General features: G+C 72.1%; 27 protein-coding genes and 1 riboswitch. Of the genes, 12 read left to right on the forward strand and 15 right to left on the reverse strand.

The window, feature by feature from the left end; translation table 11 throughout:
• Positions 1-13: 13 nt before the first annotated feature.
• The 4 genes from metF to ACZ7G1_RS06570 all read right to left on the reverse strand — a co-directional run bounded on the left by metF (position 14) and on the right by ACZ7G1_RS06570 (position 3453).
• The gene (gene metF, locus ACZ7G1_RS06555) at positions 14-931 is read right to left on the reverse strand and encodes a methylenetetrahydrofolate reductase [NAD(P)H] (RefSeq protein ID WP_470874481.1); all 918 of its coding nucleotides are present in this window, start codon (positions 929-931) and stop codon (positions 14-16) included.
• 107 nt (positions 932-1038) lie between these two features.
• Positions 1039-1698, reverse strand: coding sequence for a thiamine phosphate synthase (gene thiE, locus ACZ7G1_RS06560; RefSeq protein ID WP_470874479.1), 660 nt, complete (start codon positions 1696-1698; stop codon positions 1039-1041).
• Positions 1699-1829: 131 nt separating this feature from the next.
• Entirely contained in the window at positions 1830-2195 is a 366-nt protein-coding gene (locus ACZ7G1_RS06565) for an Rv2175c family DNA-binding protein (RefSeq protein ID WP_470874478.1), read from the reverse strand.
• 43 nt (positions 2196-2238) lie between these two features.
• Positions 2239-3453, reverse strand: coding sequence for an NAD(P)/FAD-dependent oxidoreductase (locus ACZ7G1_RS06570; RefSeq protein WP_470874476.1), 1215 nt, complete (start codon positions 3451-3453; stop codon positions 2239-2241).
• An 82-nt stretch (positions 3454-3535) separates the two neighbouring features.
• Positions 3536-3648, forward strand: a riboswitch (TPP riboswitch).
• Between ACZ7G1_RS06570 and thiO the strand changes: the two genes are divergently transcribed.
• From thiO to ACZ7G1_RS06600, 6 genes are all read left to right on the forward strand, one after another.
• A complete protein-coding gene (thiO, locus tag ACZ7G1_RS06575) occupies positions 3646-4839 on the forward strand; it encodes a glycine oxidase ThiO (RefSeq protein WP_470874474.1) in 1194 nt (397 codons plus the stop codon). Its footprint overlaps the riboswitch before it by 3 nt.
• The gene (gene thiS, locus ACZ7G1_RS06580) at positions 4836-5048 is read left to right on the forward strand and encodes a sulfur carrier protein ThiS (RefSeq protein WP_470874472.1); all 213 of its coding nucleotides are present in this window, start codon (positions 4836-4838) and stop codon (positions 5046-5048) included. The genes thiO and thiS overlap by 4 nt, the downstream gene beginning before the upstream one ends.
• Positions 5049-5053: 5 nt before the next feature.
• Positions 5054-5848: a thiazole synthase gene (locus ACZ7G1_RS06585; protein ID WP_470874470.1), complete on the forward strand. Its 795-nt coding sequence runs from the start codon at positions 5054-5056 to the stop codon at positions 5846-5848.
• A gap of 87 nt (positions 5849-5935) precedes the next feature.
• A complete protein-coding gene (gene pknB, locus ACZ7G1_RS06590; protein ID WP_470874468.1) occupies positions 5936-7837 on the forward strand; it encodes a Stk1 family PASTA domain-containing Ser/Thr kinase in 1902 nt (633 codons plus the stop codon).
• Between the two features lie 6 nt (positions 7838-7843).
• Entirely contained in the window at positions 7844-8692 is an 849-nt protein-coding gene (locus ACZ7G1_RS06595; protein WP_470874466.1) for a deoxyribonuclease IV, read from the forward strand.
• Positions 8693-8784: 92 nt separating this feature from the next.
• Positions 8785-9378: a DUF4396 domain-containing protein gene (locus ACZ7G1_RS06600; RefSeq protein WP_470874464.1), complete on the forward strand. Its 594-nt coding sequence runs from the start codon at positions 8785-8787 to the stop codon at positions 9376-9378.
• A gap of 32 nt (positions 9379-9410) precedes the next feature.
• Here the strand turns inward: ACZ7G1_RS06600 and ACZ7G1_RS06605 are convergent, their stop codons facing one another.
• Positions 9411-10055 (reverse strand): sulfite oxidase-like oxidoreductase, encoded by a 645-nt coding sequence (locus tag ACZ7G1_RS06605; RefSeq protein ID WP_470874462.1) that lies wholly within the window; start codon positions 10053-10055, stop codon positions 9411-9413.
• A 183-nt stretch (positions 10056-10238) separates the two neighbouring features.
• On the opposite strand from ACZ7G1_RS06605, the gene bfr reads away from it, so the two are divergent.
• Positions 10239-10715 (forward strand): bacterioferritin, encoded by a 477-nt coding sequence (bfr, locus tag ACZ7G1_RS06610; RefSeq protein WP_015032978.1) that lies wholly within the window; start codon positions 10239-10241, stop codon positions 10713-10715.
• A 19-nt stretch (positions 10716-10734) separates the two neighbouring features.
• Here bfr and ACZ7G1_RS06615 read toward each other — a convergent pair whose 3' ends face one another.
• Both ACZ7G1_RS06615 and ACZ7G1_RS06620 read right to left on the reverse strand, forming a co-directional pair.
• A complete protein-coding gene (locus ACZ7G1_RS06615; RefSeq protein WP_470874460.1) occupies positions 10735-10989 on the reverse strand; it encodes a (2Fe-2S)-binding protein in 255 nt (84 codons plus the stop codon).
• Between the two features lie 122 nt (positions 10990-11111).
• Complete coding sequence (locus ACZ7G1_RS06620; RefSeq protein ID WP_471203997.1) at positions 11112-12470, reverse strand: class II 3-deoxy-7-phosphoheptulonate synthase; 1359 nt, start codon at positions 12468-12470, stop codon at positions 11112-11114.
• Between the two features lie 148 nt (positions 12471-12618).
• Here ACZ7G1_RS06620 and ACZ7G1_RS06625 point away from each other — a divergent pair, with 148 nt between their 5' ends.
• The 3 genes from ACZ7G1_RS06625 (at position 12619) to ACZ7G1_RS06635 (ending at position 17581) form a co-directional block, all read left to right on the forward strand.
• Complete coding sequence (locus tag ACZ7G1_RS06625) at positions 12619-15453, forward strand: N-acetylmuramoyl-L-alanine amidase (protein WP_470874456.1); 2835 nt, start codon at positions 12619-12621, stop codon at positions 15451-15453.
• A gap of 103 nt (positions 15454-15556) precedes the next feature.
• Positions 15557-15613: a trp operon leader peptide gene (locus tag ACZ7G1_RS06630; protein WP_071892416.1), complete on the forward strand. Its 57-nt coding sequence runs from the start codon at positions 15557-15559 to the stop codon at positions 15611-15613.
• Between the two features lie 102 nt (positions 15614-15715).
• Positions 15716-17581 (forward strand): anthranilate synthase family protein, encoded by a 1866-nt coding sequence (locus ACZ7G1_RS06635; RefSeq protein WP_470874454.1) that lies wholly within the window; start codon positions 15716-15718, stop codon positions 17579-17581.
• Between the two features lie 9 nt (positions 17582-17590).
• Here the strand turns inward: ACZ7G1_RS06635 and ACZ7G1_RS06640 are convergent, their stop codons facing one another.
• The 4 genes from ACZ7G1_RS06640 to ACZ7G1_RS06655 form a co-directional block, all read right to left on the reverse strand.
• Positions 17591-18586, reverse strand: a complete 996-nt coding sequence (locus ACZ7G1_RS06640; RefSeq protein ID WP_470874452.1) for a 2-hydroxyacid dehydrogenase — start codon at positions 18584-18586, stop codon at positions 17591-17593.
• Between the two features lie 250 nt (positions 18587-18836).
• Entirely contained in the window at positions 18837-19484 is a 648-nt protein-coding gene (locus ACZ7G1_RS06645; RefSeq protein ID WP_470874906.1) for a response regulator, read from the reverse strand.
• Positions 19485-19516: 32 nt separating this feature from the next.
• Positions 19517-20728 (reverse strand): MacS family sensor histidine kinase, encoded by a 1212-nt coding sequence (gene macS / locus ACZ7G1_RS06650; RefSeq protein WP_470874450.1) that lies wholly within the window; start codon positions 20726-20728, stop codon positions 19517-19519.
• Between the two features lie 34 nt (positions 20729-20762).
• Positions 20763-21509, reverse strand: coding sequence for a lysophospholipid acyltransferase family protein (locus tag ACZ7G1_RS06655; RefSeq protein WP_189802228.1), 747 nt, complete (start codon positions 21507-21509; stop codon positions 20763-20765).
• Positions 21510-21682: 173 nt separating this feature from the next.
• On the opposite strand from ACZ7G1_RS06655, the gene ACZ7G1_RS06660 reads away from it, so the two are divergent.
• On the forward strand, positions 21683-22465 hold the full coding sequence (locus ACZ7G1_RS06660) for an alpha/beta hydrolase (RefSeq protein ID WP_470874448.1): 783 nt from the start codon (positions 21683-21685) through the stop codon (positions 22463-22465).
• Complete coding sequence (locus tag ACZ7G1_RS06665; RefSeq protein ID WP_470874446.1) at positions 22458-23144, forward strand: hypothetical protein; 687 nt, start codon at positions 22458-22460, stop codon at positions 23142-23144. The genes ACZ7G1_RS06660 and ACZ7G1_RS06665 overlap by 8 nt, the downstream gene beginning before the upstream one ends.
• A gap of 39 nt (positions 23145-23183) precedes the next feature.
• On the opposite strand, the gene ACZ7G1_RS06670 is transcribed toward ACZ7G1_RS06665, so the two are convergent.
• From ACZ7G1_RS06670 to ACZ7G1_RS06685, 4 genes are all read right to left on the reverse strand, one after another.
• The gene (locus ACZ7G1_RS06670; protein WP_470874444.1) at positions 23184-23930 is read right to left on the reverse strand and encodes an endonuclease/exonuclease/phosphatase family protein; all 747 of its coding nucleotides are present in this window, start codon (positions 23928-23930) and stop codon (positions 23184-23186) included.
• Positions 23931-24031: 101 nt separating this feature from the next.
• Positions 24032-24973, reverse strand: a complete 942-nt coding sequence (locus ACZ7G1_RS06675; protein WP_470874442.1) for an ROK family glucokinase — start codon at positions 24971-24973, stop codon at positions 24032-24034.
• A gap of 66 nt (positions 24974-25039) precedes the next feature.
• Positions 25040-25501, reverse strand: a complete 462-nt coding sequence (locus tag ACZ7G1_RS06680; protein ID WP_470874441.1) for a DUF5304 domain-containing protein — start codon at positions 25499-25501, stop codon at positions 25040-25042.
• 41 nt (positions 25502-25542) lie between these two features.
• Positions 25543-26673, reverse strand: a complete 1131-nt coding sequence (locus ACZ7G1_RS06685; RefSeq protein WP_470874439.1) for an ArsA family ATPase — start codon at positions 26671-26673, stop codon at positions 25543-25545.
• Positions 26674-26689: the final 16 nt, after the last annotated feature.

A 26689-nucleotide genomic window follows, 5' to 3' on the forward strand; every position in this document is an offset into this window, starting at 1 on the left:
CGGGTACGACCGGTCACGACTGCTGGTGCAGTCCGAGATTCTCGTAGATCTCGAGCGTCGCGGTGGAGTTGTTCAGCGTGATGAAGTGCAGTCCGGGGACACCCTCGGAGAGCAGACGCGCGCAGAACTCCGTCGCGAACTCGATACCGATGGAGCGTACAGCGGCGGGATCGTCCTTGACGGCGAGGATGCGCTCTTTCACATCCGCGGGGAAGGCGGCGTTGCTCAGCTGGGGCAGCCGGTCGAGCGTCCGCACGTTCACGACGGGCATGACCTCGGGGATGATCGGGGTCTCGCAGCCCGCCTTCACCACGCTGTCGCGCAGCCGCAGATAGTTCTCCGGGTCGAAGAACATCTGGGTGATGGCGTAGTCGGCGCCGGCGCGGCACTTGTCCACGAAGTGCCGGATGTCCGTGTCCCAGTCCGTGGAGCGCGGGTGCATCTCGGGGAAGGCCGCGACGCCGACGCAGAAGTCGCCCGACTCCTTGATCAGCCGGACGAGGTCGGCCGCGTACCGGACGCCCTCGGGGTGCTCGACCCACTCCCCCAGCGGGTCGCCCGGCGGGTCGCCGCGGACGGCGAGCATGTTCCGGATGCCGGCGTCGGCGTACTGGCCGAGGATGTTGCGGAGTTCGGCGACGGAGTGGTCGACGGCCGTGAGGTGGGCGACCGGGGTGAGCGTGCTGTCGGAGGCGATCTTCTGGGTGGCCTTGACGGTGCCGCCGCGGGTGGAGCCGCCGGCGCCGTAGGTCACGGAGACGAAGCTGGGGCCGACCGCCTCGACCCGGCGCATGGTGTTCCAGAGGGCCTGCTCGCCCTTCTCGGTCCGGGGCGCGAAGAACTCGAAGGAGTACGACGTGCCGCCGGAGGCGAGGATCTCCCGCACGGTGCGCGCGCGGTCCGATCGGACGGAAGCAGTACCTAGGGCCATACGGGCAGGTTAGACGGGGTCCAGGGAAGCGTGACAACCGTGTCCGAGTGGTGGACATGATGATGGACAGCCCCCGGAGGGCCGCCGAGCCCCCGCCGGGGGCGGTCTCAGACCCCGGCGCGCTCGCGGACGCGCTTGGCGAGGGAGGCGGTCGCGGCGGCCGGATCGTCGGCCTCGGTGATCGCCCGGACGACGACGATCCGGCGGGCGCCCGCGTCCAGGACCTCGTCCAGGTTGGACTCGTCGATGCCGCCGATGGCGAACCAGGGGCGGTCCTGGGCGAGGCCGGCCGCGTACCGCACGAGGTCGAGTCCCGGCGCGTAGCGGCCGGGCTTGGTCGGGGTGGGCCAGCAGGGTCCGGTGCAGAAGTAGTCGACGCCCGGTTCGACGGCGGCCGCGGCGGCCTCGCTCTCGGCGTGGCAGGAGCGGCCGATCAGCACGTCGTCGGAGCCGCCGAGGATCGCGCGGGCGGCGGGCACGGGCAGGTCGCCCTGGCCGAGGTGGAGCACGTCGGAGCCGATGGCGTGGGCGACGTCGGCCCGGTCGTTCACCGCGAGGAGCTTGCCGTGCCGGCGGGCGGCCTCGGCGAAGACGGCCAGGTGCTCCAGCTCCTCGCCGGCCTCCATGCCCTTGTCGCGGAGCTGCACGATGTCCACGCCGGAGGAGAGCACGGCGTCGAGGAAGGCGGGCAGGTCGCCCTGGCGCTTCCGGGCGTCGGTGCACAGGTAGAGCCGGGCGTCGGCGAGCCGCTCACGAGGCGTGGGCATGGGTGGGTTCCCCCCGTCGGATGTCGCCGGCGCCACGGCGGGGACCCCGGGAAGGGTCCCCGCCGCGACACCCGCTGGTGGTGTCTTCGGTACTCACGCCCGCCCGGAGGGCGAGCGCCGGAGGCCGGGCCTCAGAGGGCGAGCGCCTGGGCGCGGCGCTTCACCTCCGTGCCGCGGTTCTCGTTGAGCGCCTGGGCGGGCGTGCCCGGCAGGCTCTCGTCCGGAGTGAAGAGCCACTCCAGCATCTCCTCGTCGGTGAAGCCGTCGTCCCGCAGGACGGTCAGGAGCCCGACGAGGCCCTTGACGATCTTGTCGCCCTGGATGAAGGCGGCGGGAACCTGCAGGGACCTGTTCTCGCCGCGGCGTACGGCGATGAGCTGGCCTTCCTTGATCAGCTGTCGCACACGCAGCACGTCGATGTCGAGCGCCTCCGCGATGTCGGGCACGTAGAGCCAGGCGGGGACGAGCGCATCGATCTTTACGTCAATCTCGGTCACAGGACAAGCCTGCCATCCCGCACTGACACCCGGTAGTCGGGCCCTACCTGACCGCCGCCTTCAGGGGGACGGCCGGGTCGGCGGCGCGCTCCGGGTCGACGGGCGTGCCGGACTCGATGAGCTTGCGGCCCTGGGCCAGGTCGCGGGGGCGGCCGACGGCGAGGAGGGCCACCGGCACCCCGGCGCGCAGCCAGAGCACGGCCCAGGACTCGTCCGCCGGGTCGCCGCGCCAGAGCAGTTCGTCGGCGCCCGCGTGGTGTCCCGCGTACTGGACGAAGCGGCCGAACTGCTCGGACCAGAAGTACGGCACCGGGTCGTACGGCCCCGACGCGGCTCCGGTGATCGCCGCGGCGACGGCGCGGGGGCCCTGGAGCGCGTTGTCCCAGTGGTGGACGAGGAGCCGCTCGCCGTAGCGCGCGGAGGGGAAGGAGGCGCAGTCGCCGACGGCGTACACATCGGGCAGCGAGGTGCGCAGCCGGTCGTCGGCGGTGACGGCGCCGCTCGGGTCGAGGGCGATGCCGGAGCCGGCGAGCCAGCCGGTGGCGGGGCGGGCGCCGATGCCGACGACGACGGCGTCCGCGGGGAGGTCGCGGCCGTCGGCGAGGACGACCCGGCCGGGTTCGACCCGGTCCACGCGCGCGTGGGTGAGGAGTTCGGCGCCGCCGGCCGCGTACCACTCGGCCATGGGGGCGGCGACCTCGGCGGGCAGGGCGCCGGTGAGGGGCAGGTCGGCCGCCTCGACGACGGTGACCTCGCAGCCGGCCTCGCGCGCGGCGGTGGCGAATTCGGCGCCGATCCAGCCGGCTCCGACGACCACGACGGCGTGCCGCCGTTCCAGGACCGGGCCGAGGCGGACGGCGTCGTCGAGGGTCCGCAGCAGGTGGACGCCGGGGACGCCCTCGGTGCCGGGCAGGGTGACCGGGTGGGCGCCGGTGGCGACGACCAGCGTGTCGTAGCCGACGGGCCCGGCCTCGGTGTCGATCTCGTGGTCGGCGGCGCGCAGGCCGGTGACGTCGAGGCCGAGGCGGAGTTCGATCCCGAGGTCCTCGAAGTCGATGTCGAAGGCGGAGTCCTCGGCCTTGCCGAGGAGGATCGCCTTGGACAGCGGGGGCCGGTCGTAGGGCTGGTGGGGTTCGGCCCCGATGAGGGTCACGGGGCCGGTGAAGCCCTGCTCCCGGAGGGCGACGGCGGTCTGGACGCCCGCCATCCCCGCACCCACGATGACCACGCGCTCCTGGGCCTGCTTCTGCTCGCTCACCCGACCACCTTACGTATCTGACGGACCATCAGGAAGGGAGGGGTCTGTGAGCCCTCCTCGGCGGAAGCTAGTCTGGCGGGCGTAAAGCACTCGCGGGAGCCCGGACGACCGGGCTGAGAGGGAGGCTGTACCGGCCTCCGACCGTACGAACCTGATCCGGGTCATGCCGGCGAAGGGAGGGGCTGGACGCCCATGCGTTCTTCCGATGTCCTCACGTCCGATGGAGGATCCGATTCCGGGTCCGACGTCCTCGTCATCGGGGGCGGCATCATCGGCCTGGTCACGGCCTGGCGGGCCGCGCAGCGCGGACTGCGCACCGCCGTCGTGGACCCCGATCCGGGCGGCGGGGCCGCGCGGGTCGCGGCCGGCATGCTCGCCGCCGTCACCGAACTCCACTACGGCGAGGAGACCCTGCTCGGTCTCAACCTCGCCTCCGCCGCACGCTATCCCGCGTTCGTCGCCGAACTAGAGGAGTCCACCGGCCACGACGTCGGCCACCGCTCCTGCGGCACCCTCGCCGTCGCCCTCGACGCCGACGACCGCGCCCACCTGCGCGAACTGCACGCCCTCCAGACCCGCTGCGGGCTCACCTCCGAGTGGCTCAGCGGACGCGAGTGCCGCCGCCTCGAACCGATGCTCGCCCCCGGGGTGCGCGGCGGGCTCCGGGTGGACGGCGACCACCAGGTCGACCCGCGCCGGCTCGCCACCGCGCTCCTCACCGCCTGCGAGCGTGCCGGAGTGCTCTTCCACCGCACCCTCGCCGAACGGCTGACGGTGGTACGGGACCGCGCCCGCGGCGCCGTGCTCGCCGACGGCCGCGCACTCACCGCCGACCAGGTCGTCCTCGCCGCCGGCAGCCTCAGCGGCCGGCTCGCCGGCGTGCCCGACGAGGTGCTGCCGCCGGTCCGCCCGGTCAAGGGCCAGGTCCTGCGGCTGCGGGTGCCCGCCCCGTACGCCCCCTTCCTCTCCCGGACCGTCCGGGCCGTCGTCCGCGGCAGCCACGTCTACCTGGTGCCCCGCGAGAACGGCGAGCTCGTCGTCGGCGCCACCAGCGAGGAGCTCGGCTGGGACACCACGGTCACCGCCGGCGGGGTGTACGAGCTGCTGCGGGACGCCCACGAGCTCGTCCCCGGCATCACCGAACTGCCGCTCACCGAGACCCGGGCCGGACTGCGCCCCGCCTCCCCCGACAACGCGCCGCTGCTCGGCCCCACCGCCCTGCCCGGCCTCCACCTGGCCACCGGCCACTACCGCAACGGGGTGCTGCTCACCCCCGTCACGGGCGACGTCATGGCCGAGGTGCTCACCACGGGCGTCCTCCCCGACGAGGCGCGCCCCTTCACCCCCCGCCGTTTCTCCTCCGTCCGTCTGGAGCAGCCCGCATGAGCCTGTCCGTATCCGTGTCCGTCAACGGGGAACCGCGCGAGCTCTCCGGTCCCGTGTCCCTCGACACCCTGGTGGCGAGCCTCACCACGGCCCGCGCCGGCGTCGCCGCCGCCCTCAACGAGACGGTCGTCCCGCGCGGCGAATGGGCCACCACCGTGCTCGCCGAGGGCGACCGGATCGAAGTCCTCACCGCCGTGCAGGGAGGCTGAGCGCCATGTCCGACGACACCTTCGTCCTCGGCGGTACGGAGTTCTCCTCCCGCCTCATCATGGGCACCGGCGGGGCACCCAGCCTCGACGTCCTCGAACGCTCCCTCGTCGCCAGCGGCACCGAGCTCACCACGGTCGCCATGCGCCGCCTGGACCCGACCGTCCAGGGCTCCGTCCTCTCCGTCCTCGAACGGCTCGGCATCCGCGTGCTGCCCAACACCGCGGGCTGCTTCACCGCGGGCGAGGCCGTCCTCACCGCCCGGCTCGCCCGCGAGGCGCTCGGCACCGACTGGATCAAGCTGGAGGTCGTCGCCGACGAGCGGACCCTCCTGCCGGACGGCGAGGAACTCCTCGCCGCGGCCGAGACCCTCGTCGACGACGGCTTCACCGTCCTCCCCTACACCAACGACGACCCCGTCCTCGCCCGCAAGCTGGAGGACGTCGGCTGCGCCGCGATCATGCCGCTCGGCTCCCCCATCGGCTCCGGCCTCGGCATCCGCAACCCCCACAACTTCCAGCTCATCACCGAGCGGGCGGGCGTCCCCGTCATCCTCGACGCGGGCGCGGGCACCGCTTCGGACGCGGCGCTCGCCATGGAGCTCGGGTGCGCGGCCGTCATGCTGGCCTCCGCCGTGACCCGCGCCCAGGAGCCGGTCCTCATGGCCGCCGCCATGCGGCACGCCGTCGAGGCGGGCCGCCTCGCCCACCTCGCCGGCCGCATCCCCCGCCGCCACTTCGCCGAAGCCTCCTCCCCCACCGAGGGACGGCCCCGGCTCGACCCGGAGCGCCCCGCGTTCTGAGCCCCGGCCGGGACCCTCGTCACAGCTGCGCTGCAGTACCCGCCCGTCCGGGCGGGGGCCGTGTCCACGGCTCGTAGACTCGACGCCGTGGACACGACCCTTCAGGACCCCCTCGTCGGACGGCTGCTCGACGGCCGCTACCGCGTGGACGCGCGCATCGCCGTCGGCGGCATGGCCACGGTCTACCGGGCCGTGGACACCCGCCTCGACCGCGTGCTCGCGCTCAAGGTGATGCACCCCGCCCTCGCCACCGACGCCGCCTTCGTCGAGCGCTTCATCCGCGAGGCGAAGTCCGTGGCGCGGCTCGCCCACCCCAACGTGGTCGGCGTCTTCGACCAGGGCGCCGAGGGCGCGTACGTCTACCTGGCCATGGAGTACGTCGCCGGCTGCACCCTGCGCGACGTCCTGCGCGAGCGCGGCGCCCTCGCGCCCCGCGCCGCGCTCGACATCCTTGAGCCGGTCCTCGCCGCGCTCGGCGCCGCGCACCGCGCCGGGTTCGTGCACCGCGACATGAAGCCCGAGAACGTCCTGATAGGGGACGACGGCCGCGTGAAGGTCGCCGACTTCGGGCTCGTACGGGCCGTGGGCTCGGCCACCGCCACCACCGGCTCGGTCCTCGGCACCGTCTCGTACCTCGCGCCGGAGCAGATCGAGCACGGCACCGCCGACACCCGCGCCGACGTGTACGCCTGCGGTGTCGTGCTGTACGAGATGCTGACCGGCGCCAAGCCGCACGGGGGCGACACCCCCGCCCAGGTCCTCTACCAGCACCTGAACACCGACGTGCCCGCGCCGTCGGCCACCGTCCCCGGCCTCGCCCTGGAGCTCGACGAGCTGGTCGCGACCGCCACCGCCCGGAACCCCGAGGTCCGTCCGCACGACGCCGTGGCGCTGCTCGCCCTGCTCCGGGAGGCCCGCGCCGGGCTCGGCGACGAGCAGCTCGACGCCGTACCCCCGCAGGCGCGGTCCGAGGCTCGGGACACCGCCGACGACCGGACCAGCGTGATCGCCCGGCCGGTGCCGGCCGAGACGGACGCCGGACAGGTCCTGCACACCAACCGCCTGCCGGTTCCGGAGGCGCCCCCCGTGAGCCGCCGCCGGCCCCCGCGCGGCCCGCTGCTCGTCGTCCTGGCCGTCCTGCTCGCGCTGGGCCTCGGCGCCGGCGTCTGGTACATCAATTCCGGCCAGTTCACCCGCGTCCCGGCCGTCCTCGGCCAGACCGAGACCGACGCGACGAAGCGGATCACCGACGCCGGCCTCGACGTCGGCACGACGAAACGCGCCTTCAGCGACGTGTACGCGCGCGGGACCGTCATGGCCGTCGACCCGGCGCCCGGCGAGCGCGTCCGGGGCAACGTCACCGTCACCCTGACGCTCTCCCGCGGCCCCGAGGTCGTGAAGGTGCCCAACCTCAGGAACAAGCCGCTCGCCGAGGCCAAGCGGCTCCTGGAGCGCGAGGGCCTGGTCGCCGGCGTGATCACCAGCGAGTTCGACGACGCCGTGGCACAGGGCTCGGTGATCCGTTCCGACCCCGAGCCCGGCACCGACCGCGCCCCGGACTCGGCCATCGCCCTGGTGGTCAGCAAGGGCTCCCCCGTCGACGTGCCCGACGTCACCGGCGAATCGGTCGCCGACGCCACCACCGCCCTCGAAGAGGCCGGGCTCACCGTGAAGGTCGCCCCGGAGCGGGTCAACTCCCCCGAGGAGGCCGGCTCCGTCGCCGCCCAGTCCCTCGCCCGGGGCAGCCGCGCCGCCGAGGGCGACACCATCACCCTCACCGTCTCCAAGGGCCCGCGCCTCGTCGAGGTCCCGGACGTCACGGGCGAGACGACCGCGGAGGCGCGCGCGGCCCTGGAGGACGCGGGCTTCGAGGTGAAGGTCGACAAGTCCTTCCCCTACCTCGGCGACACGGTGGCGAGCCAGTCCGTCGACGGCGGCGAGACCGCCCCGGAGGGCTCCACCATCACCATCACGATCAAGGGACTGTAGAGACAGATGCGCAACCCCGTCGGCGGCCACGTCCCGGTGGCCGGTGGCCTCGCCACGACCGGCCTCGGCTACGCCCGTGAGCTCGGCGCCGAGACCGTCCAGGTCTTCGTCGCCAACCCGCGCGGCTGGGCCACCCCGGTCGGCAACCCGGCCCAGGACGAACGCTTCCGGGCCGAGTGCGAGGCCGAGTCGATCTCGGCCTGGGTCCACGCCCCCTACCTGATCAACTTCGGCTCCCACACCGAGGCCACCGTCGAGAAGTCGGTGGAGTCGATGCGGCACTCGCTGCGGCGCGGCCGCGAGATCGGCGCCAAGGGCGTGGTCGTGCACACCGGCTCGGCCACCGGCGGCCGCCCGCGCGCGGTGGCGCTGGCCCAGGTGCGGGAGCGGATGCTGCCGCTCCTCGACGAGCTGACCCACGAGGACGACCCGTACCTCCTCCTGGAGTCGACGGCCGGCCAGGGCTTCTCGCTCTGCTCGCGCGCCGAGGACTTCGGGCCGTACTTCGACGCCCTCGACCACCACCCCAAGCTCGGGATCTGCCTCGACACCTGCCACATCTTCGCCGCGGGCCACGACCTCACCGGCCCGCACGGCGCGACCCAGACCCTCGACCAGCTCGTCGCGACCGTCGGCGAGGGACGGCTGAAACTGATCCACGCCAACGACTCCCAGGACGTCGTCGGCGCGCGCAAGGACCGCCACGCGAACATCGGCGTCGGCCACATCGGCGAGGACGGCTTCCGCAACCTCCTGAGCCACCCGGCCACCGACGGCGTACCGTTGATCATCGAAACGCCCGGCGGCAAGGCCGGCCACCTCGCGGACGTGGAGCTGCTCAAGAAGCTTCGCTGATGATCCTCTTTCCCGTTGAGGAATACCCCAGGGGGGTATACGGTTCCCAAGAGAGGGCAGGAACCGCTACCCGACCGACCTGGGGGCACCCGATGCAGGACGACGCGCACACCCATCACGACCACACCGCCCACGCCGACCACACGGCTCACGCCGGACACGAGGGCCACGCGGGCCACCAGGGGCACACCGCCCACCAGGACCACGCCGGCCACGAAGGCCACGGTCACGCCGGGCACGACATGGGCGAGGTCTCCTGGGCGATGGCCGCGAAGGCCACGCTGCACTGCCTCACCGGCTGCGCCATCGGCGAGATCCTCGGCATGATCATCGGCACCGCCCTCGGCTGGGGCAACATGCAGACGATGATCCTCGCGATCATCCTGGCGTTCTTCTTCGGTTACGCGCTGACCCTGCGCGGCATCCTCGCCGCCGGCGTCGACTTCAAGACGGCCTTCAAGGTCGCCCTCGCCGCCGACACCCTCTCCATCGCGGTCATGGAGATCATCGACAACGGCGTGATCGCCCTGTGGCCCGGCGCCATGGACGCCCACCTCGACGAGCCGCTGTTCTGGATCGTGCTCGCCATCGCGCTCGCCGCCGCCTTCGTGATCACCACTCCGGTGAACAAGTGGATGATCGGCCGCGGCAAGGGCCACGCGGTGGTCCACCAGTACCACCACTGACCTTCGAGCACCCCCACGGACGGTCCGGAGCGCTACAGCTCCGGGCCGTCTCCCGGTTCCTCCTGGTACGAGTAGCGCTGCTCCGTCCAGGGGTCACCGAGGTTATGGTAGCCGCGCTCCTCCCAGAAGCCCCGGCGGTCGGCGGCCATGTACTCCACGCCCCGGACCCACTTGGGGCCCTTCCAGGCGTACAGGTGCGGGACGACGAGGCGCAGCGGGAAGCCGTGCTCGGCGGTGAGCAGCTCCCCGTCCTTGTGGGTGGCGAAGATGGCGCCGTCCGCGGCGAAGTCGGCGAGCCGCATGTTGGCGCTGTAGCCGTACTCGGCCCAGACCATCACATGGGTGACCGAGGGCGCGGGCGGGGCGAGCTCCAGGATCGTGCGGGCGGCCACGCCGCCCCACTCGGAGCCGAGCATGCTGAACTTCGTGACGCAGTGCAGATCGCCCACGACCGTGGAGAACGGCAGCGCCGAGAACTCCTCGTGGTTCCAGCAGCGCTTGTCACCGTCGGCCGTCGCGCCGAAGACGCGGAACTCCCAGCGGTCCGGCTTGAACTTGGGGACGGGCCCGTAATGGGTGACCGGCCAGCCGCGCTGGAGCCGCTGGCCCGGCGGAAGATCCGGCGAACGATCCGGCTGCCCCGCTTCCCGGTGTACTCCGCTCTCCGGCTGACCCATGTCATCCATGGTGACAGACCGCGAGGGGTGGTCATGACCAGCGGACCTCCCGCCCGGGCCGATTCGGGCAACTCCCACTAAGCCTGCACTTACTGGACGCCCCCCATTCGGGGTGCGAGGATGCGGCCATCCTGCCCAGTGACGGCGTAGACACACAGCGTGGAAGTGGAAGGAGCCTCTGTAATGCAGGGCGACCCCGAGGTCCTCGAGTTCCTGAACGAGCAGCTGACCGGCGAGCTGACGGCCATCAACCAGTACTGGCTGCACTACCGCATCCAGGACAACAAGGGCTGGACGAAGCTCGCCAAGTACACCCGCGAAGAGTCCATCGACGAGATGAAGCACGCGGACAAGCTGACCGAGCGCATTCTGATGCTCGACGGCCTGCCCAACTACCAGCGGCTCTTCCACGTGCGGGTCGGCCAGACGATCACCGAGATGTTCCAGGCGGACCGCCAGGTGGAGGTGGAGGCGATCGACCGCCTCAAGCGCGGGATCGAGGTCATGCGCGCGAAGGGGGACATCACGTCCGCCAACCTCTTCGAGGAGATCCTCGCCGACGAGGAGCACCACATCGACTACCTGGACACGCAGCTCGAACTGATCGAGTCCCTGGGTGAGGCGCTCTACATCTCGACCCTCATCGAGCAGCCGAGCTGATCGCCCTACCGGACAGACCCTAGGCCGCTTCGCCGAGTTCCGCGACGGTTTCAGCCTCGGAGACCAGGGCGGGCATGCCCTGGTCCAGGAGCTCCCGTCGCGGGCAGTTGCCGCGCCCGAGAATGGCCTGAATGCGACGGACGCAGGAACCGCAGTCCGTGCCGGCCTTGCAGGCGGAGGCGATCTGCCGGGGGGTGCAGGCGCCCGCGTCCGCGTGCTCCTTGACCTGCTTCTCCGTGACACCGAAGCATGAGCAGACGTACACGCGGTTCACCTCCCGCCGAGATCGTTTAGGTTTACCTAACCTTACCCGGCGGCTCGGGGCTTCAAAAGCCCCCGATACGACGATGGGGCGCGGATCACAACGATCCGCGCCCCATCTCCGTAGGAACCTACTTACTGATCGCGGTACATCTCCGCCACCAGGAACGCCAGGTCGAGCGACTGGCTCCGGTTGAGGCGGGGGTCGCAGGCCGTCTCGTAGCGCTGGTGCAGGTCGTCGACGAAGATCTCGTCGCCGCCGCCCACGCACTCGGTGACGTCATCACCGGTGAGCTCGACGTGGATGCCGCCCGGGTGGGTGCCGAGCGCCTTGTGCACCTCGAAGAAGCCCTTGACCTCGTCGAGCACGTCGTCGAAGCGACGCGTCTTGTGGCCGGAGGCCGCCTCGAAGGTGTTGCCGTGCATCGGGTCGGTGACCCAGGCGACGACCGCGCCCGAGGCGGTGACCTTCTCGACCAGCTCGGGGAGCTTGTCGCGGACCTTGTCGGCGCCCATGCGGACGATGAAGGTCAGCCGGCCCGGCTCGCGGTCCGGGTCGAGGCGGTCGATGTAGGTGAGCGCCTCGTCGACCGTGGTCGTCGGGCCCAGCTTGATGCCGATCGGGTTCGCGATCTGCGAGCAGAACTCGATGTGGGCGTGGTCGAGCTGGCGGGTGCGCTCACCGATCCAGACCATGTGGCCGGAGGTGTCGTACAGCTTGCCGGTGCGCGAGTCCGTACGGGTCAGGGCACCCTCGTAGTCGAGGAGCAGCGCCTCGTGCGAGGCGTAGAACTCGACGGCCTTGAACTCGGCCGGGTCGGTGCCACAGGCCTTCATGAAGTTCAGCGCGTTGTCGATCTCGCGGGCCAGCTGCTCGTAGCGCTGGCCGGAGGGGGACGACTTCACGAAGTCCTGGTTCCAGGCGTGCACCTGGCGCAGGTCGGCGTAACCACCGGTGGTGAAGGCGCGCACCAGGTTGAGCGTCGACGCGGAGGCGTTGTACATCCGCTTCAGGCGCTCGGGGTCCGGGATGCGGGCCTTCTCGTTGAAGTCGAAGCCGTTGACCGAGTCGCCGCGGTACGTCGGCAGGGTCACGCCGTCACGGGTCTCGGTGCCCTTGGAACGGGGCTTCGAGTACTGGCCGGCGATGCGGCCGACCTTCACCACGGGCACGGAGGCCGCGTAGGTCAGGACGGCGCTCATCTGGAGCAGCGTCTTGAGCTTGGCCCTGATGTGGTCGGCGGACACGGCGTCGAAGGCCTCGGCGCAGTCGCCGCCCTGGAGCAGGAACGCCTCGCCACGGGCGACGGCTCCCATCCGGGCGCGCAGCTGGTCGCACTCGCCGGCGAAGACGAGCGGAGGATAGGACTCGAGGTCCGCGATCACATCGCGCAGAGCCTCGGCATCGGGGTACTCGGGCTGCTGCGCCGCGGGCAGGTCTCGCCAGGTCGCCTTGGCGACGGCGTGGGAATCAGCGTTCACGGTCACGAGCACAACACTACGGGGTTCTTCGTCCGGTCCTGTCCGTCTGACCAGTGGCTGAGACACGTGCCCGAAATGTCACCTGGCCACGTTCATGCCTTCGAGTGGTGTTACCCTCCGACCCGTTTCACAAGAACACAGTCGAACCACAGGGGTGGGCGTGACCCAGAGGCACCGCAGGGACCGCAAGAAGAAACGACTCTTGTACGGAGCGGCGGCCGCCGTCGTCGCCACCGCCACGATCGGCACCATCGCGGTCGCCTCCCCGAGCCTCCTCGGCGCGGCCGGCGACCCGTCCGCATCGGACCCTTCCCTCCAGACCCAGTTCGCAAACGCGGCCCGCGAGTTCGACGTACCGCAGAGCGTTCTGATGGCGGTCTCTTACCGCCAGACCCGGTGGGAGTCCCACGACGGGCAGCCGAGCGTCACCGGTGACTACAACGTCATGGGCCTGACGAAGCTCGACCCGGAGGACCTCGAGGATCCGAACGAGCTCGTCGAGCACCTCGCCAACGGCACCGGTGACCCGTCGGTCGACAAGAAGATCGACAAGAAGAAGCTGCTGGCCCCGCTGCCGGCCGCGAAGGTCGACACCGACGACCCGAAGCTGCACACCCTGGACAAGGCGGCGGAGCTGATCGACAGCTCGACCGACACGGTCCAGAAGGACTCCAACGCCTCCATCCGGGCCGGCGCGGCACTGCTCGCCGAGTACCAGAAGCAGGCCGGCGCCGAGCTGTCGGAGGAGCCGGGCGACTGGTACCCGGCCGTGGCCCGCTACAGCCAGTCCGAGGACCGCAAGGGCGCCGACCAGTTCGCGAAGCGCGTTTTCGATTCGATCAAGACGGGCGAGAAGGCGATCACGTCGGACGGCGAGCAGGTCGTCCTGCCGGCCGACCCGACGGTGGAGCCGGTCAAGCCGGCGAACGTCCCGCTCGCCGCCACGTCGACCGCCACGACGGCCCCGACGGCCGAATGCCCGGCCGGCCTGGCCTGCTCCTTCGACCCGGCCGCGTACGTCCAGGACAAGGGCAACTACAACATCGCGAGCCGCGTCCCGTACGGCCAGGGCGGCTTCGACATCCGCCAGATCGTCATCCACGACGTCGAGGGCACCTACGAGGGCGCCGTGAGCGTCTTCAAGAACCCCGACAAGTGGGCCAGCGCCCACTACATCGTGCGCGCCGACGGTCGCGTGACGCAGATGGTCGAGACGAAGAACGAGGCGTTCCACGCCGGCAACAAGACCGTCAACATGCACTCGATCGGCATCGAGCACGAGGGCTACGCCATCAAGGGCGGCGCCAACTGGTACAAGGAGTCGCAGTACGACTCCACCGCCGAGATGGTGAAGTTCCTGGCGGACAAGTACAAGGTCCCGCTGACCCGCGAGCACATCATCGGCCACGACGAGGTGCCGGGCGTGCTCGACTGGGCCGCCCCCGGCGTCCACTGGGACCCGGGCCCGTTCTGGGACTGGAACCGCTTCATGGGCAAGGTCGGCGTCCCGACCGGCGCCGGCGGCCCGGGCGGCCTGCTGACGGCGGGCCAGACGGTCCGCGTGGTGCCGCCGTTCACGACGGCGAACCAGCCTCCTCTGACGTACACGGAGTCGGTCGACGGGGTCGTGACGCGGAAGACCGCGCCCGCCCAGCCGACGAACTTCGGATACCTCTACACGGAGCCGTCCGCCACCTCCGCCACGATCAAGGACCCCTACATCTCCGGGGCCACCTGGAACAGCGGCGACAACTGGGGCAACAAGGTCGTCGCGGGCGGCCAGTACGTCGTCGCGGGCACCTCCGGTGACTGGACCGCCATCTGGTACGGCTCGCAGAAGGCCTGGTTCAAGAACCCCGGCGGCCAGTTCACCTCCCTGGTGGGCACCGCCAAGACCGTGGTGAAGCCCGCGGGCACCACCCCGATCAAGGTCTACGGCCGCGCCTACCCCAACCGTGAGGCGTACACCGGCACCGGAGTCCCCGTCCAGGACGACTCCAGCCGGGGCACCAAGAACGAAGACCCGCTGACCAAGTACACGATCCCCGCGGGCCAGGCGTACGTCGCCGCGGGCGCCGAGGTCTCCGGCGACTACTACTACAGCGCCTTCAACACGGACGGCACCCGCGTCCAGGGGACGACGAAGTTCATCCCCATCCACTACAACCACCGCATCGCGTGGGTGAAGTCCACGGACGTGCAGGTGGTGGACGCCGCCGCGCCCGTCCGTACCGACAACCGCTACAACCTCCTCGCCCGTGACACCTCCGGTGGGCTCTGGCAGTACCAGGGGACGGGGAAGGCGGCGGGGCCGTTCCTGGCGCGGTACAAGGTGGGGACGGGGTGGAACGCGTACAACCTGGTGACGCCGTTGACGGCGCTGCGGGCGGACGGGACGGGCGATGTGATCGCTCGGGAGCCGAACGGGGCGCTGTGGTACTACCCGGGGAGCGGGAACCCGGCGCAGCCGTTCAAGACGCGGGTGAAGGCCGGCACGGGCTGGGGCGTGTTCAACCAGATCGTCGGCGTGCGGGACCAGACCGGCGACGGCAAGCCCGATGTGATCGGCCGGGAGAGCTCGGGCAAGCTGTGGCTGTACCCGGGCACCGGGAAGCCGGACTCGCCGCTGGGGCCGCGTGTGCAGGTGGGCACGGGCTGGCAGGCGTTCAACAGCATCGTCAGCACGGGTGACCTGACGGGTGACGGCAAGCCCGATGTGATGGGCCGCGACACCCAGGGCGCGCTGTACCTCTACCCGGGCACGGGCGTGGCGAACAAGCCGTTCGGTCCGCGGTCCAAGATCGGCACCGGCTGGCAGACGTACCACACGATCCTCGGCCCGAGCGACCTGAACGCGGACGGCCGTCCGGACGTCATCGCCCGGGACGCGTCGGGCGCGCTGTGGCTGTACGCCAACAACGGCAACCCGCTGTCTCCGTTCCCGCCGCGCGCGCAGGTCGGCAGCGGCTGGCAGATCTACAACATGATCTTCTGATCAGGTAGACCGGCACACAGCACACGGCCTCGGGGCCCGGTTCGCACCGTCCACGGTGCGGAACGGGCCCCGTTCCGCGTCCGGCTGGGGTACTGTGCTCAGCATGTTCGCGCCTCAGATCCAGAACTGGTGGTGGACCGCTCATCCGGCGGCCCACTGACTGCGCGTACACCGAAGACACGCAAAGGCCGCCCGAGGGCGGCCTTTCTCGTACCCCGGGGCCGTTCCTCTCCACACTCCACCGGAAGGAACGACGCACCCCATGGACCTCTCCCGTCTCCTCGACGACTCCTGCCCTCCCTTCGCGCTGCTGCGCCGGCGCACCCCCGGCCGCGACCACGACACCGTCGAGGTGCTGATCGGCCCCGTCCACGAGGCCGAGCGGCTCGCCCAGCTGCCGGTGGGCGCGCTGCCGACGCTCGCACTGGTGCCGTTCCGGCAGATCAGGGAACGCGGCTTCGACGTGCGCGACGACGGCACCCCGCTCTCCGTGCTCGTCGCCGAGGAGTCGTACGAGCTGCCGCTCGCCGACGCCCTGGCACAGCTCCCCGCGCACGAGGTGCGGGTCGAGGGCGGCCGGTTCGACGTCTCCGACGAGGAGTACGCCGGGACCGTGCGCCGGGTCATCGAGGAGGAGATCGGCTCGGGCGAAGGCGCCAACTTCGTCATCCGGCGGACCTACACCGGCGAGATCCCCGGCTTCGGGCGGGCCGACGCCCTCGCCCTGTTCCGGCGGCTGCTCTCGGGCGAGCGGGGCGCGTACTGGACGTTCGTCGTCCACACCGGCGAGCGGACGCTCGTCGGGGCGAGCCCCGAGGTGCACGTGCGGATGTCGGGCGGGACGGTCGTGATGAACCCGATCAGCGGCACGTACCGCTACCCGGCCGGCGCCGCCCCGACCGCCGACGGCCTGCTCGCCTTCCTCGGGGACCGCAAGGAGACCGAGGAGCTGTCGATGGTCGTCGACGAGGAGCTCAAGATGATGTGCACGGTCGGCGACATGGGCGGCGTCGTCATCGGGCCCCGCCTGAAGGAGATGGCCCATCTCGCGCACACCGAGTACGAGTTGCGCGGACGCTCCTCGCTCGACGTGCGGGAGGTGCTGCGGGAGACCATGTTCGCCGCGACCGTGACCGGCTCGCCCGTGCAGAACGCCTGCCGGGTGATCGAGCGTCACGAGACCGGCGGGCGCGGCTACTACGCGGGCGCGCTCGCCCTGCTCGGCACGGACGAGAACGGGGTGCAGACCCTCGACTCCCCGATCCTGATCCGTACGGCGGACATCTCCGCCGACGGGCAGCTGCGGGTGCCGGTGGGCGCCACCCTCGTCCGGCACTCCGACCCGGACGGCGAGGTCGCCGAGACCCACGCGAAGGCCGCCGGGGTGCTCACCGCCCTCGGGGTACGGGAGGGCCGGCCGGCCGACACCCCGGCGGCGCCCCGGCTCGCCGACGACCCCCGGGTACGGGCCGCGCTCGACGCGCGCCGGGCGGACCTCGCGCCGTTCTGGCTGAAGATGCAGGCCAGGTCGGCGGAGCTGAGCGGGCACGCGCTCGTGATCGACGCCGAGGACACCTTCACCGCGATGCTCGCGCACGTCCTGCGCTCCTCGGGCCTCGACGTCTCGGTGCTCCGCTACGACGAGCCGGGGCTGCGCGAGCTGGCCCTCGCCCACGAGGGACCGGTCGTCCTCGGCCCCGGCCCCGGCAACCCGGCGGACGCGGCCGACCCGAAGATGCGCTTCCTGCGCGCCCTCACGGCGGAGCTCGTACGCGACCACCGCCACGGCCTCCTGGGCGTCTGCCTCGGCCACGAGCTCATCGCCGCCGAACTGGGCCTGGAGATCGTCCGCAAGCACACCCCCTTCCAGGGCGCCCAGCTCCACATCGACCTCTTCGGCCAGCAGCGGACCGTCGGCTTCTACAACAGCTTCACGGCCCGCTGCGACGACCGGGCGGCGCAGGAGCTGGCGCTGCACCGGATCGAGGTGAGCCGGGACGCGGAGACGGGTGAGGTGCACGCCCTGCGGGGTCCGGGCTTCGCCGGCGTCCAGTTCCACCCGGAGTCGGTGCTCACTCTGGAGGGGGCGGCGCTGACCGCCTCGCTGCTGGCCGGGGTGCTCGTCTGAGGGAGGCGCTCAGGCCCTCGGTACCAGGACGTTCTCGCTGCGCCGCCCTCCGACGTAGTCGAGGACGTTCTGGACCGTGGTGTCGATGATCTGGCCGACCGCGTCCACCGTGTAGTAGGCCTGGTGGGAGGTCACCACCACGTTGGGGAAGGTGACGAGGCGGGCGAGGGTGTCGTCCTCGACGACTTCGAGGGACTTGTCGAGGAAGAAGAGGCCGGCTTCGGCCTCGTAGACGTCGAGGCCGACGCCGGCGAAGCGGCCGGCGCGGAGTTCGGTGACGAGGGCGTCGGTGTCGACGAGGCCGCCGCGGCTGGAGTTCACCAGGATGGCGTCGTCCTTCATGGCCTTGAGGGCGGCGGCGTCGATGATGTGCTGGGTGGAGGGGAGCAGCGGCACGTGGAGGCTGACGAGGTCGGCCTCGGCGAGGAGCTGCTCCTTCTCGACGTACTTCATGCCGAGTTCGACGCAGGCGGGGTTCTCGGCGACGTCCCAGCCGAGCAGGTTCATGCCGAAGCCGTGGGCGATCCGGGTGAAGGCCTCGCCGATCTTGCCGGTGCCGAGCACGCCGACGGTACGGCCCCTGAGGTCGCGGCCCATCAGTCCGTCGAGGCGGAAGTCGAAGTCGCGGGTGCGGTTGGAGGCGCGGACGATCCGGCGGTTGACGGCCATCGCGAGGGTCCAGGCGAACTCTGCGACGGAGTACGGCGAGTAGTACGAGACCCGGGCGACGGTGAGGCCGAGGCGTTCGGCGACCTCCAGGTCGATGTTGTTGAAGCCGGTGGAGCGCTGGGCGATCATCTGGGTCCCGCCGGCGGCGAGGGTCTGCAGGACGCGGTGGTCGAGGCTGGCGTTGACGCTGGTGGAGACGATCTCGTAGCCGGCGGCGATGGGGGCGGTGTCCTCGTCGAGGAAGACGCTCAGACAGCGCACCTCGTGGTGACCCTCGAAGGCCTTCTCGATGAGGGGCTTCTCGTCCGCCTGCACGCCGAATGCCAGGATTTCCACGGTTTTCCCCTCAACATCACGATGGGCCGCATATGCACGAATATCGCGAATATACGGCCCCTCGCCCGACCGGGCGCCCGCACGGACGCCAGGGGGTGTCTTGTCGATCAGGCCGGATCAGGGAGCGGCGTCTGGTGCCGTGCATCGCAAGGCGGAGGAGGGAGGCAACGCGGAGCGTTGTGGACCGACGACAACGCGGCGAGGCGCGGTGCCAGGCGTCGCGAGCCCGGCCTGATCGGCAAGACACCCCCTAGGCGTCGTCGAGACCGCGCTCTATGGCGTACCGGACGAGCTCGACGCGGTTGTGGAGCTGGAGCTTGCCGAGGGTGTTCTGGACGTGGTTCTGGACGGTGCGGTGCGAGATCACGAGGCGCTCGGCGATCTGCTTGTAGCTGAGCCCCTTGGCGACGAGCCGCAGGACCTCGGTCTCGCGCTCGGTGAGCTGGGGGGCCTTGGGCTCGTCGGTGCCGGCGGCCGGGGCGGGCTCGGAGGCGAGGCGGCGGTACTCGCCGAGGACGAGTCCGGCAAGACCGGGGGTGAAGACGGGGTCGCCGACGGCGGTGCGCCGCACGGCGTCGGTGAGCTCGGCCGTGCTGGCCGACTTGAGGAGGTAGCCGGTGGCGCCGGACTTGACCGCCTCCAGGACGTCGGCGTGCTCGCCGCTCGCCGACAGGACGAGGACCCGCAGCGCGGGCTGCGCGCCGACCAGCTCCTTGCAGACCTGGACGCCCGGCTTGACCGGGAGGTTGAGGTCGAGGACGAGGACGTCGGGCACCGCCGCGGTGGCCCGGCGCACGGCCTCTCCCCCGTCGCCGGCGGTGGCGACCACGTCGAACCCCGCCTCGGCGAGGTCGCGGGCGACCGCGTCCCGCCACATCGGATGGTCGTCGACGACCATCACCCTGATCCGGCGCTCGGCCTGCTGCTCGCTCACTTCTCCCCTGCCTTCCCCCGTGGAACCTTCAATTCGACTTCCGTGCCCTGGCCCGGCACCGAGATCAGCTCGGCCGTGCCGCCCAGATCCCGCAGCCTGCCGCGGATGGAGAGGGCGACCCCCATCCGGCCCTCGCCCTCGGCCTCGGTGAGACGGCCCTCCGGGATGCCGGGGCCGTCGTCCCGGACGGTGACGATCACCTCGTCCGGCCAGTCCTCGATCAGGATCCAGGCGCGGGCCTCGTCGCCCGCGTGCACCCGCACATTGTCCAGGGCGGCGCCGACCGCGGCCGCCAGCTCCCGGGCGGCGGGCGGCGGCAGCAGGACGGGGGCGCCCGGTTCGGAGAGCGTGACCCGGGCCCCGGCGCGCGGGGCGAGCAGCAGGCGCAGGTCGACGGGGGTGTCGTCGGCGGGCTCCTCGTCCACCTCGACGACCCGGACGACCGCCCCCTCGGACTCGTCCTCGGAGACGTGGCTCGGCCTGGCGAGCCCGCCGGCGACGAGGGTGCGGAGGGCGACCTCCTGCTCTCCCGCCATCCGGCCGAGTTCGGCGGCTTCGCCGCCGAGGGCCGTGCCGCGCCGCTGCACCATGGCGAGGACCTGGAGGACGCCGTCGTGGATGTCGCGGGCGAGCCGCTCGCGTTCCCGGGTGGCGGCCTCGATCTCCAGGGCGCGGGCGAGGGTGCGCTCGGAGGCGCGGGCGACCTCGACGACGTATCCGATGGCGATGGAGGCCACCCAGACGAGGAGAACGTTGTGGAGGGTGTCGCGGCTGGGGTGGCCGCGCTCGATCAGGTTGGCGACGGCGACGAGGGAGGAGGCGATTCCGGCCCAGCGCCAGCCGCCCTTGATCGCGTAGGCGAGGACGGCGCCGGCGGTCCATATCGACGGCAGGGTGGGGCCGTCGATCGACCGGGCCTGCTCGTCGGCGAGCGGGGTGAGGAGGATGCCGACGAGGGCGACGGTGAGGTCGGCGACGAGGAAGCGCTTGGTGCAGCTGGCCGCGTTGGCCACCTTGGGAAGGGTGGCGAGGGTCCAGACGCAGAGCACCGCCAGGTAGCCGACGGCGATCCAGGGGCGTTCGAACGCGTTCCGTCCGAAGACGAACAGCAGGACCGCGTAGATCATGGTCAGGACGCGGTAGCCGGTCAGCGCCCGCCACAGCGGCTGCTCGACCGACATGCGCACGACACGCTCGCGCTTGGCCATCTCCCCCACCCCCCGGAAAGCCCCTCGCGGGGACTTACGCGCCGGACTCTTCCCGAGCGGCGATCTCGGCCTTGACGGCCTCCTTGGCCGCCTTCTCCGCGTCCGCGATCTGCCGCTTGGCGGCGGTCGCGTAGATGTCGACGTACTCCTGGCCGGACAGCTTCATGATCTCGTACATGACCTCGTCGGTCACCGAGCGGAGGATGAAGCGGTCCCCTTCCATTCCCTGGTAACGGGTGAAGTCCAGCGGCTTGCCGATCCGGATCCCCGGACGCATCAGCTTGGGGACGACCTTGCCGGGCGGCTGGATCTTCTCGGTGTCGATCATGGCGACCGGGATCACGGGCGCGCCGGTGGCGAGCGCCACCCGGGCGAGGCCGCCGGGCTTGCCGCGGTAGAGGCGGCCGTCGGGCGAACGGGTGCCCTCGGGGTAGATGCCGAAGAGACCGCCGCCCTCGATGACCTCGATGCCGGCCTTGATGGCCGCCTCGCCGGCGCCCCTGGCGCCCGAACGGTCCACCGGGAGCTGGCCGACGCCCTTGAAGAAGGCGGCGGTGAGCTTGCCCTTCACACCGGGCGTGGTGAAGTACTCGGCCTTCGCGATGAAGGTGACCTTGCGGTCGAGGACGGCCGGCAGGAAGAAGGAGTCGGAGAACGACAGGTGGTTGCTCGCCAGGATCGCCGGGCCTTCGGCGGGGATGTTCTCCAGACCCTCCACCCAGGGCCGGAAGGCAAGCTTCAGAGACCCTCCGAGGGAGAACTTCATTGCGCCGTAGATCAACTCGCCATGCCTTCCGTGTGCCGTCGTCACGACTTTATCCCGTACCGGCACACGGCCCCCGCTGCGGCCCTGGTCGGTGTCGGTGCGGTCGCGTACCGTGAAGGTCCTTCCCCATTTTCCGTCGCTCCGGCGCACCCGAGAACGCCGGAGTCGCAAGCGAACAGGAGACCCCGGTGCCGGTCCTTCCCGGAGCCGAGCCGTACCGCCATGAAGGCGGAGAGGTCGGCGTCCTTCTCTGTCACGGATTCACCGGTTCCCCGCAGTCGATGCGCCCGTGGGCCGAGTACCTGGCCGCGCGCGGGCTGACCGTGTCGGTGCCGCTGCTGCCCGGCCACGGCACCCGCTGGCAGGACATGCAGGTCACCACCTGGCACGACTGGTACGCGGAGGTGGACCGGGCCCTGCGCGAGCTGCTCGAGCGGTGCGCGACCGTCTTCGTCTTCGGCCTCTCCATGGGCGGGGCGCTGACCCTGCGGCTCGCCGCGAAGTACGGGGACGCGGTGCGGGGCATCGTCCTGGTCAACCCGGGCAACAAGGTGCACGGCCTGGCGGCCCACGCGCTGCCGGTGGTCCGGCACCTGGTCCCCTCCACCAAGGGCATCGCGAGCGACATCGCCAAGGAGGGCGTGGGCGAGGTCGGCTACGACCGGGTGCCGCTGCACGCGGCGCACTCGCTGCGGCAGTTCTTCAGGACGGTGGACGCGGAGCTGCCCCAGGTCACCCAGCCGGTGGTGCTGCTGCACAGCCCCCAGGACCACGTCGTGCCGCCGGCCGACTCGGCCCGGATCCTCTCCCGCATCTCCTCGACCGACGTCCGGGAGATCCTGCTGGAACAGAGCTACCACGTGGCGACGTTGGACCATGACGCGGAGCGGATCTTCGACGAGAGCCTGGCCTTCGTCGAGCGCCTCGCCCCGGGTGTGGTCGACGGAAAGGGGAGCAGGAGCGGTGGCTGAGCAGCAGGACGGCGGAGAGCGGGAGCCGCAGCCCATCGACGAGGAGGCGGCCTGGGCCGCGATCGTCGCCGGGTACGGCGAGGAGCCCGCGGACCCGCCGGGCGCGAAGCCGTTCCGGCCGGTGCAGAACCTGGCGCTGCCGGAGCCGGAGGACGAGGGCGCCGACGGGCCGGCCGGCGAGGTCAGGCCCGTGCGGCCGAGGCCGACCCTCGGGGAGGGCACGCCCTGGAAGCCGAGGCCGAAGTCCGGGGAGACGCCGGAGGCCGCGGACGAGTCCGAAGGGTCCCCAGCGGACGGCGAGGCCGAGGCCGGCCCCGAGCGGCCCGCGCTCGGCAGTTCGGTCGTCTTCGCGCCCGGGGTGCGGCCCGCCGGTCCCCGGGACTACTCGCCCGCCGACGAGGACGACGCCCCGGGCGGTGCCGACGAGGGCCACTTCGTCCCGCCGGAGCCGCCGCCGCTCCCCGAGGCCGATGTGACGACCAGGTTCGCCTGGCTCGCCGTGGTCGGCGGCCCGGTCCTGCTGCTGCTCGCCGTGCTCCTCCAGTGGGACATGACCTGGTGGCTGACGACCCTGTGCGTCGGCGGCTTCCTGGGCGGCTTCGCCACCCTGGTCGCGCGGATGAAGCACGACGACGATGACGACGGCTTCGACGACCCGGGCCGCGGGGCGGTCGTCTGACCCTTCCCCGCCACGGTCCGGACGCCGGGTGCCCGGCGGTCAGCCCGTGGCGGGGATCCGGACCGCCGCGAGCACCGGCAGGTGGTCGGTGGCGGCCAGCAGGTCCGCCGGGTCGAGGTGCGGGGGGACGCCGCAGCCGAGGAACTCGACGCCGGGGGTCGCCAGGATCGCGTCGATGCGCTGATGCGGGTCGGCGGGGATCGAGGTGTACTCGCCGCCCCAGGGCGCGGCCTCCCAGCCGTCCCTGAGCGCCCCGGTCAGCCGGGTGAAGGCGGGGCCGCCGGGGCGTTCGTTGAGGTCACCGGCGACGAGGGTGTACGGGGTTCCCAGCGCGGCGACCCGGTCGAGGACCATGCCGGCCTGGGCGTACCGCTCGTCCTTCCGCAGGCTCAGATGGCAGCTGATCAGCCCCACCCGGGCGCCGCCGAAGCGGACGACGGCGGTGGCCAGGCCGCGGCGGTGGAGGCCGGGGGTGAGCGGCAGCAGCACGTCCTCGGTGCGTTCGGCGGTGGCGCGGAGCGAGCAGAGGAGCAGGGGGCCGGCCGCGGGGGCGCCGCCGCCGAGGACGACGAGCCCGCTCTTGGCGGCGAGCCGGGCCGCGTGCCCCCGCCAGCGGAAGAAGCGCGGGGCCTCCTGGACGAAGAGGACGTCGGGGGCGCAGGCCCTGATGATCCGGGCGAGGGCGTCCTCGTCGTCGCGCATCGAGCGGACGTTGTAGCTCATGACCCGCAGGACGGCCGAACCGTCGTCCTCGGTACGGGAGTCGGGCAGCTCGCTGTTCGCCATGTCCGGCAACATACGCCGACCGCCCGCCGGGTCCGTGGGGACGCGGCGGGCGGTCGGCGGGTGCCGTGGATCTCCCGGTGGGACCGGGTCGGCGCGGTCGGTCAGCCCTGGCGGGCCAGGTCCGCGGCGCCGACGAGGCCGGCCTTGTTGCCGAGCTGGGCGGCGAGGACCTGGGCGTGCGGACGCCACTGGCCGCCGATCAGCCAGCGCCGGAAGGACTTGCGGATCGGGTCGAGGACGAGGTCGCCCTCGTCCGAGACGCCGCCGCCGACGATGAACGCCGAGGGGTCGAAGAGCGAGGCCAGGTCGGCGAGACCGGCGCCCGCCCAGCGGGCCAGCTCGCGGAAGGAGTCGACGGCCACCGGGTCGCCGGCGCGGGCGGCCTGGCTGACGTGCTTGCCCTCGATGCCCTCCGGGGTGCCGTTGCCGAGTCCGAGCAGGATCTCCGCCCGCTCGGGGGTGGCGTTGGCGCGCTGCCGGGCGTACCGGACGAGGGCGCGGCCGGAGGCGTACTGCTCCCAGCAGCCCTGGCTGCCGCAGCCGCAGAGCAGGCCGTCGGGGACGACCCGGATGTGGCCGAACTCGGCGGCCACGCCGAAGCGTCCGCGGCGCAGCTTGTTGCCGATGATGATGCCGCCGCCGAGGCCGGTGCCGAGGGTGATGCAGATGACGTCCTCGTGGCCCTGGCCGGCGCCGAACTTGTACTCGCCCCAGGCCGCCGCGTTGGCGTCGTTCTCGACGACGACGGGGAGGCCGACCCGCTGCTCGACCTTGTCCTTGAGCGGCTCGTGCCGCCAGTCGATGTTCGGCGCGAAGAGGACGGTGGCACGCTTGTCGTCGACGTAGCCCGCGGCGCCGATGCCGACGGCCTCGATCGAGTGGCCCTTGCCGGCCTCGGAGACGGCCGCGCTGATCGCGTCGACGATCCCCTCGGGGGTCGGCGGGGTGGGCACCTTGTGCGTGTCGAGGATCTTGCCGTCCTCGTCGACCACGCCGGCCGCGATCTTCGTGCCGCCGATGTCGACGCCGATGGTGAGTCCCATGTGTCCCTCAGTTTTCGGTCGAGCCCCGCTAGGGCCCACCGTACCCGAGGGCGGGGTGCCTACTGATCAGTCGAGGTCGATGTGATGGCCCGTTCCGGGCCCTTCGTCGTCCTTGCGCGGGCCGCCGTCGTCCTCGCCGGGCTTGTCGGCGTCCCGGCGCGGGTCGTCCTCGGCGACGGGGCCGCCGCGGGTCCAGCGGTTCTCGTGGCCCTCGACGGCGGAGCGGTAGGCGGCGAGCAGTTCGCTTCCGGCGGCGGCGAGGTGGTCGAAGACCTGCGGGTTGCGTTCGATGACGGGCTCGACGACGGCCTTCGCCTGGTTGACGAGCTGCTGCACGGTCTGCGCGGCCTGGCCCGCGAGGAGGGGGTTCCCGAAACCGCCGGAGACCTTGTCGGCGACGGCCTCGAAGAGCTTGCGGAACTCCTCGGCGGGTGAGCCGGGCTCGGCCCCGCGCTGCGCCCGGCGGCGGGCCTTCTCCGCCTCCAGGTCTTCGGCGCACGCCTTGGCCCAGGCGTCCGAATCGCTCATGGCGCACTCCTCACTGGCTGGTACTTCGACGGTACACGCCATCAGGGGGTGCGCGGCCAGAGTCCCGGGTCGGGGGTGAAGCGGACGCGGAGGTCGCCGTCGACGAGTCCGGCGCCGGTGACGGCGCAGCGGCGCAGGGCGCCCGGCAGCGGGATGCTCCGGCGGAACGGGCCGACGGTGAGGAGCAGTTCGTCGCCGCGCCGGACGAGCGAGAGTTCCTCCTTGACGGCGCCGGGGAGGGCGATGTGCCAGACCAGGACGCCGTCCTCCTCCCGCCGGTCCTCGACGGGCCACGCCGGTACCGGGGCGGGCGGGGCGTCCGGCCGTACCGGCGCGAGGAGGGCGAGGTCCTCGGCCCCGCGCGGGTCCCGGCCGAGGTGCGGGAGCTCGTACAGGGTGTCGGTGGCGGTACGGAGCTCCGCCAGGTGCCGGTGCTGCTCGGTGGCGAGTCCGGCGAGCCAGGGGTCATCCGACGCGGCGGGCAGCAGCCGGTTGGCGACGACCGCTTCCAGCGCGAGGCCCTGGAGGGCGAGCCCGAGGCGTGCGGTGCGCAGGGCCGGTCCCGCGGCGGGTCCGGGTTCGAGGACGAGCCGGACGGTGGTGCCGGGGTCCTCGACGGCGGCCTGGACGGCGGCGAGCTCGGCCTCCCAGCGCGCGGTGGTCTCGTACAGCCACTGGGCGGGCATCGGGACGCCGGCGAGCTGGGCCAGCATGGGGCGCAGGGCGCGGGCGGCCTGCCGTTCGGGCGGCAGCAGCCGGCGGAGGTAGCGGCGGAGCTGTTCGGGCAGGGCGAGGACGGCGAGCGCCTCGCGCAGCGGCGGCAGGTCGACGACGGCGACGTCGTGGTCGCCGCGGGCAGCGTCGCGCAGGGACCTCAGCAGGGCGAACTGGCGGCTGCCGGGCAGTTCCGTCAGTTCCGCGTCCTCGAACGGGGCGGCCCCGAGGAGGTCGAGCGCGGCACCCGACCTGGCCTGGAAGGCGAGGAACTCGCGGCGGAAGTCGGCGGCGGGCTCGGGTCGCAGCACCGTGAGCCGCTCGCCCTCGACGCCGGCGCCGGCGTCCTCGGAGAGGAGCACGACCCGCTTCCCCGCGCCCGCCTCCGCGAGGGCGGTCGCGGCGGCGACGGTGGTGCGCCCCGCGCCGCCGGGCCCTGTGACAAGGATGATCCGCATGCGGAGGACGTTACCC

Source organism: Streptomyces sp. NPDC037273, assembly GCF_055603625.1.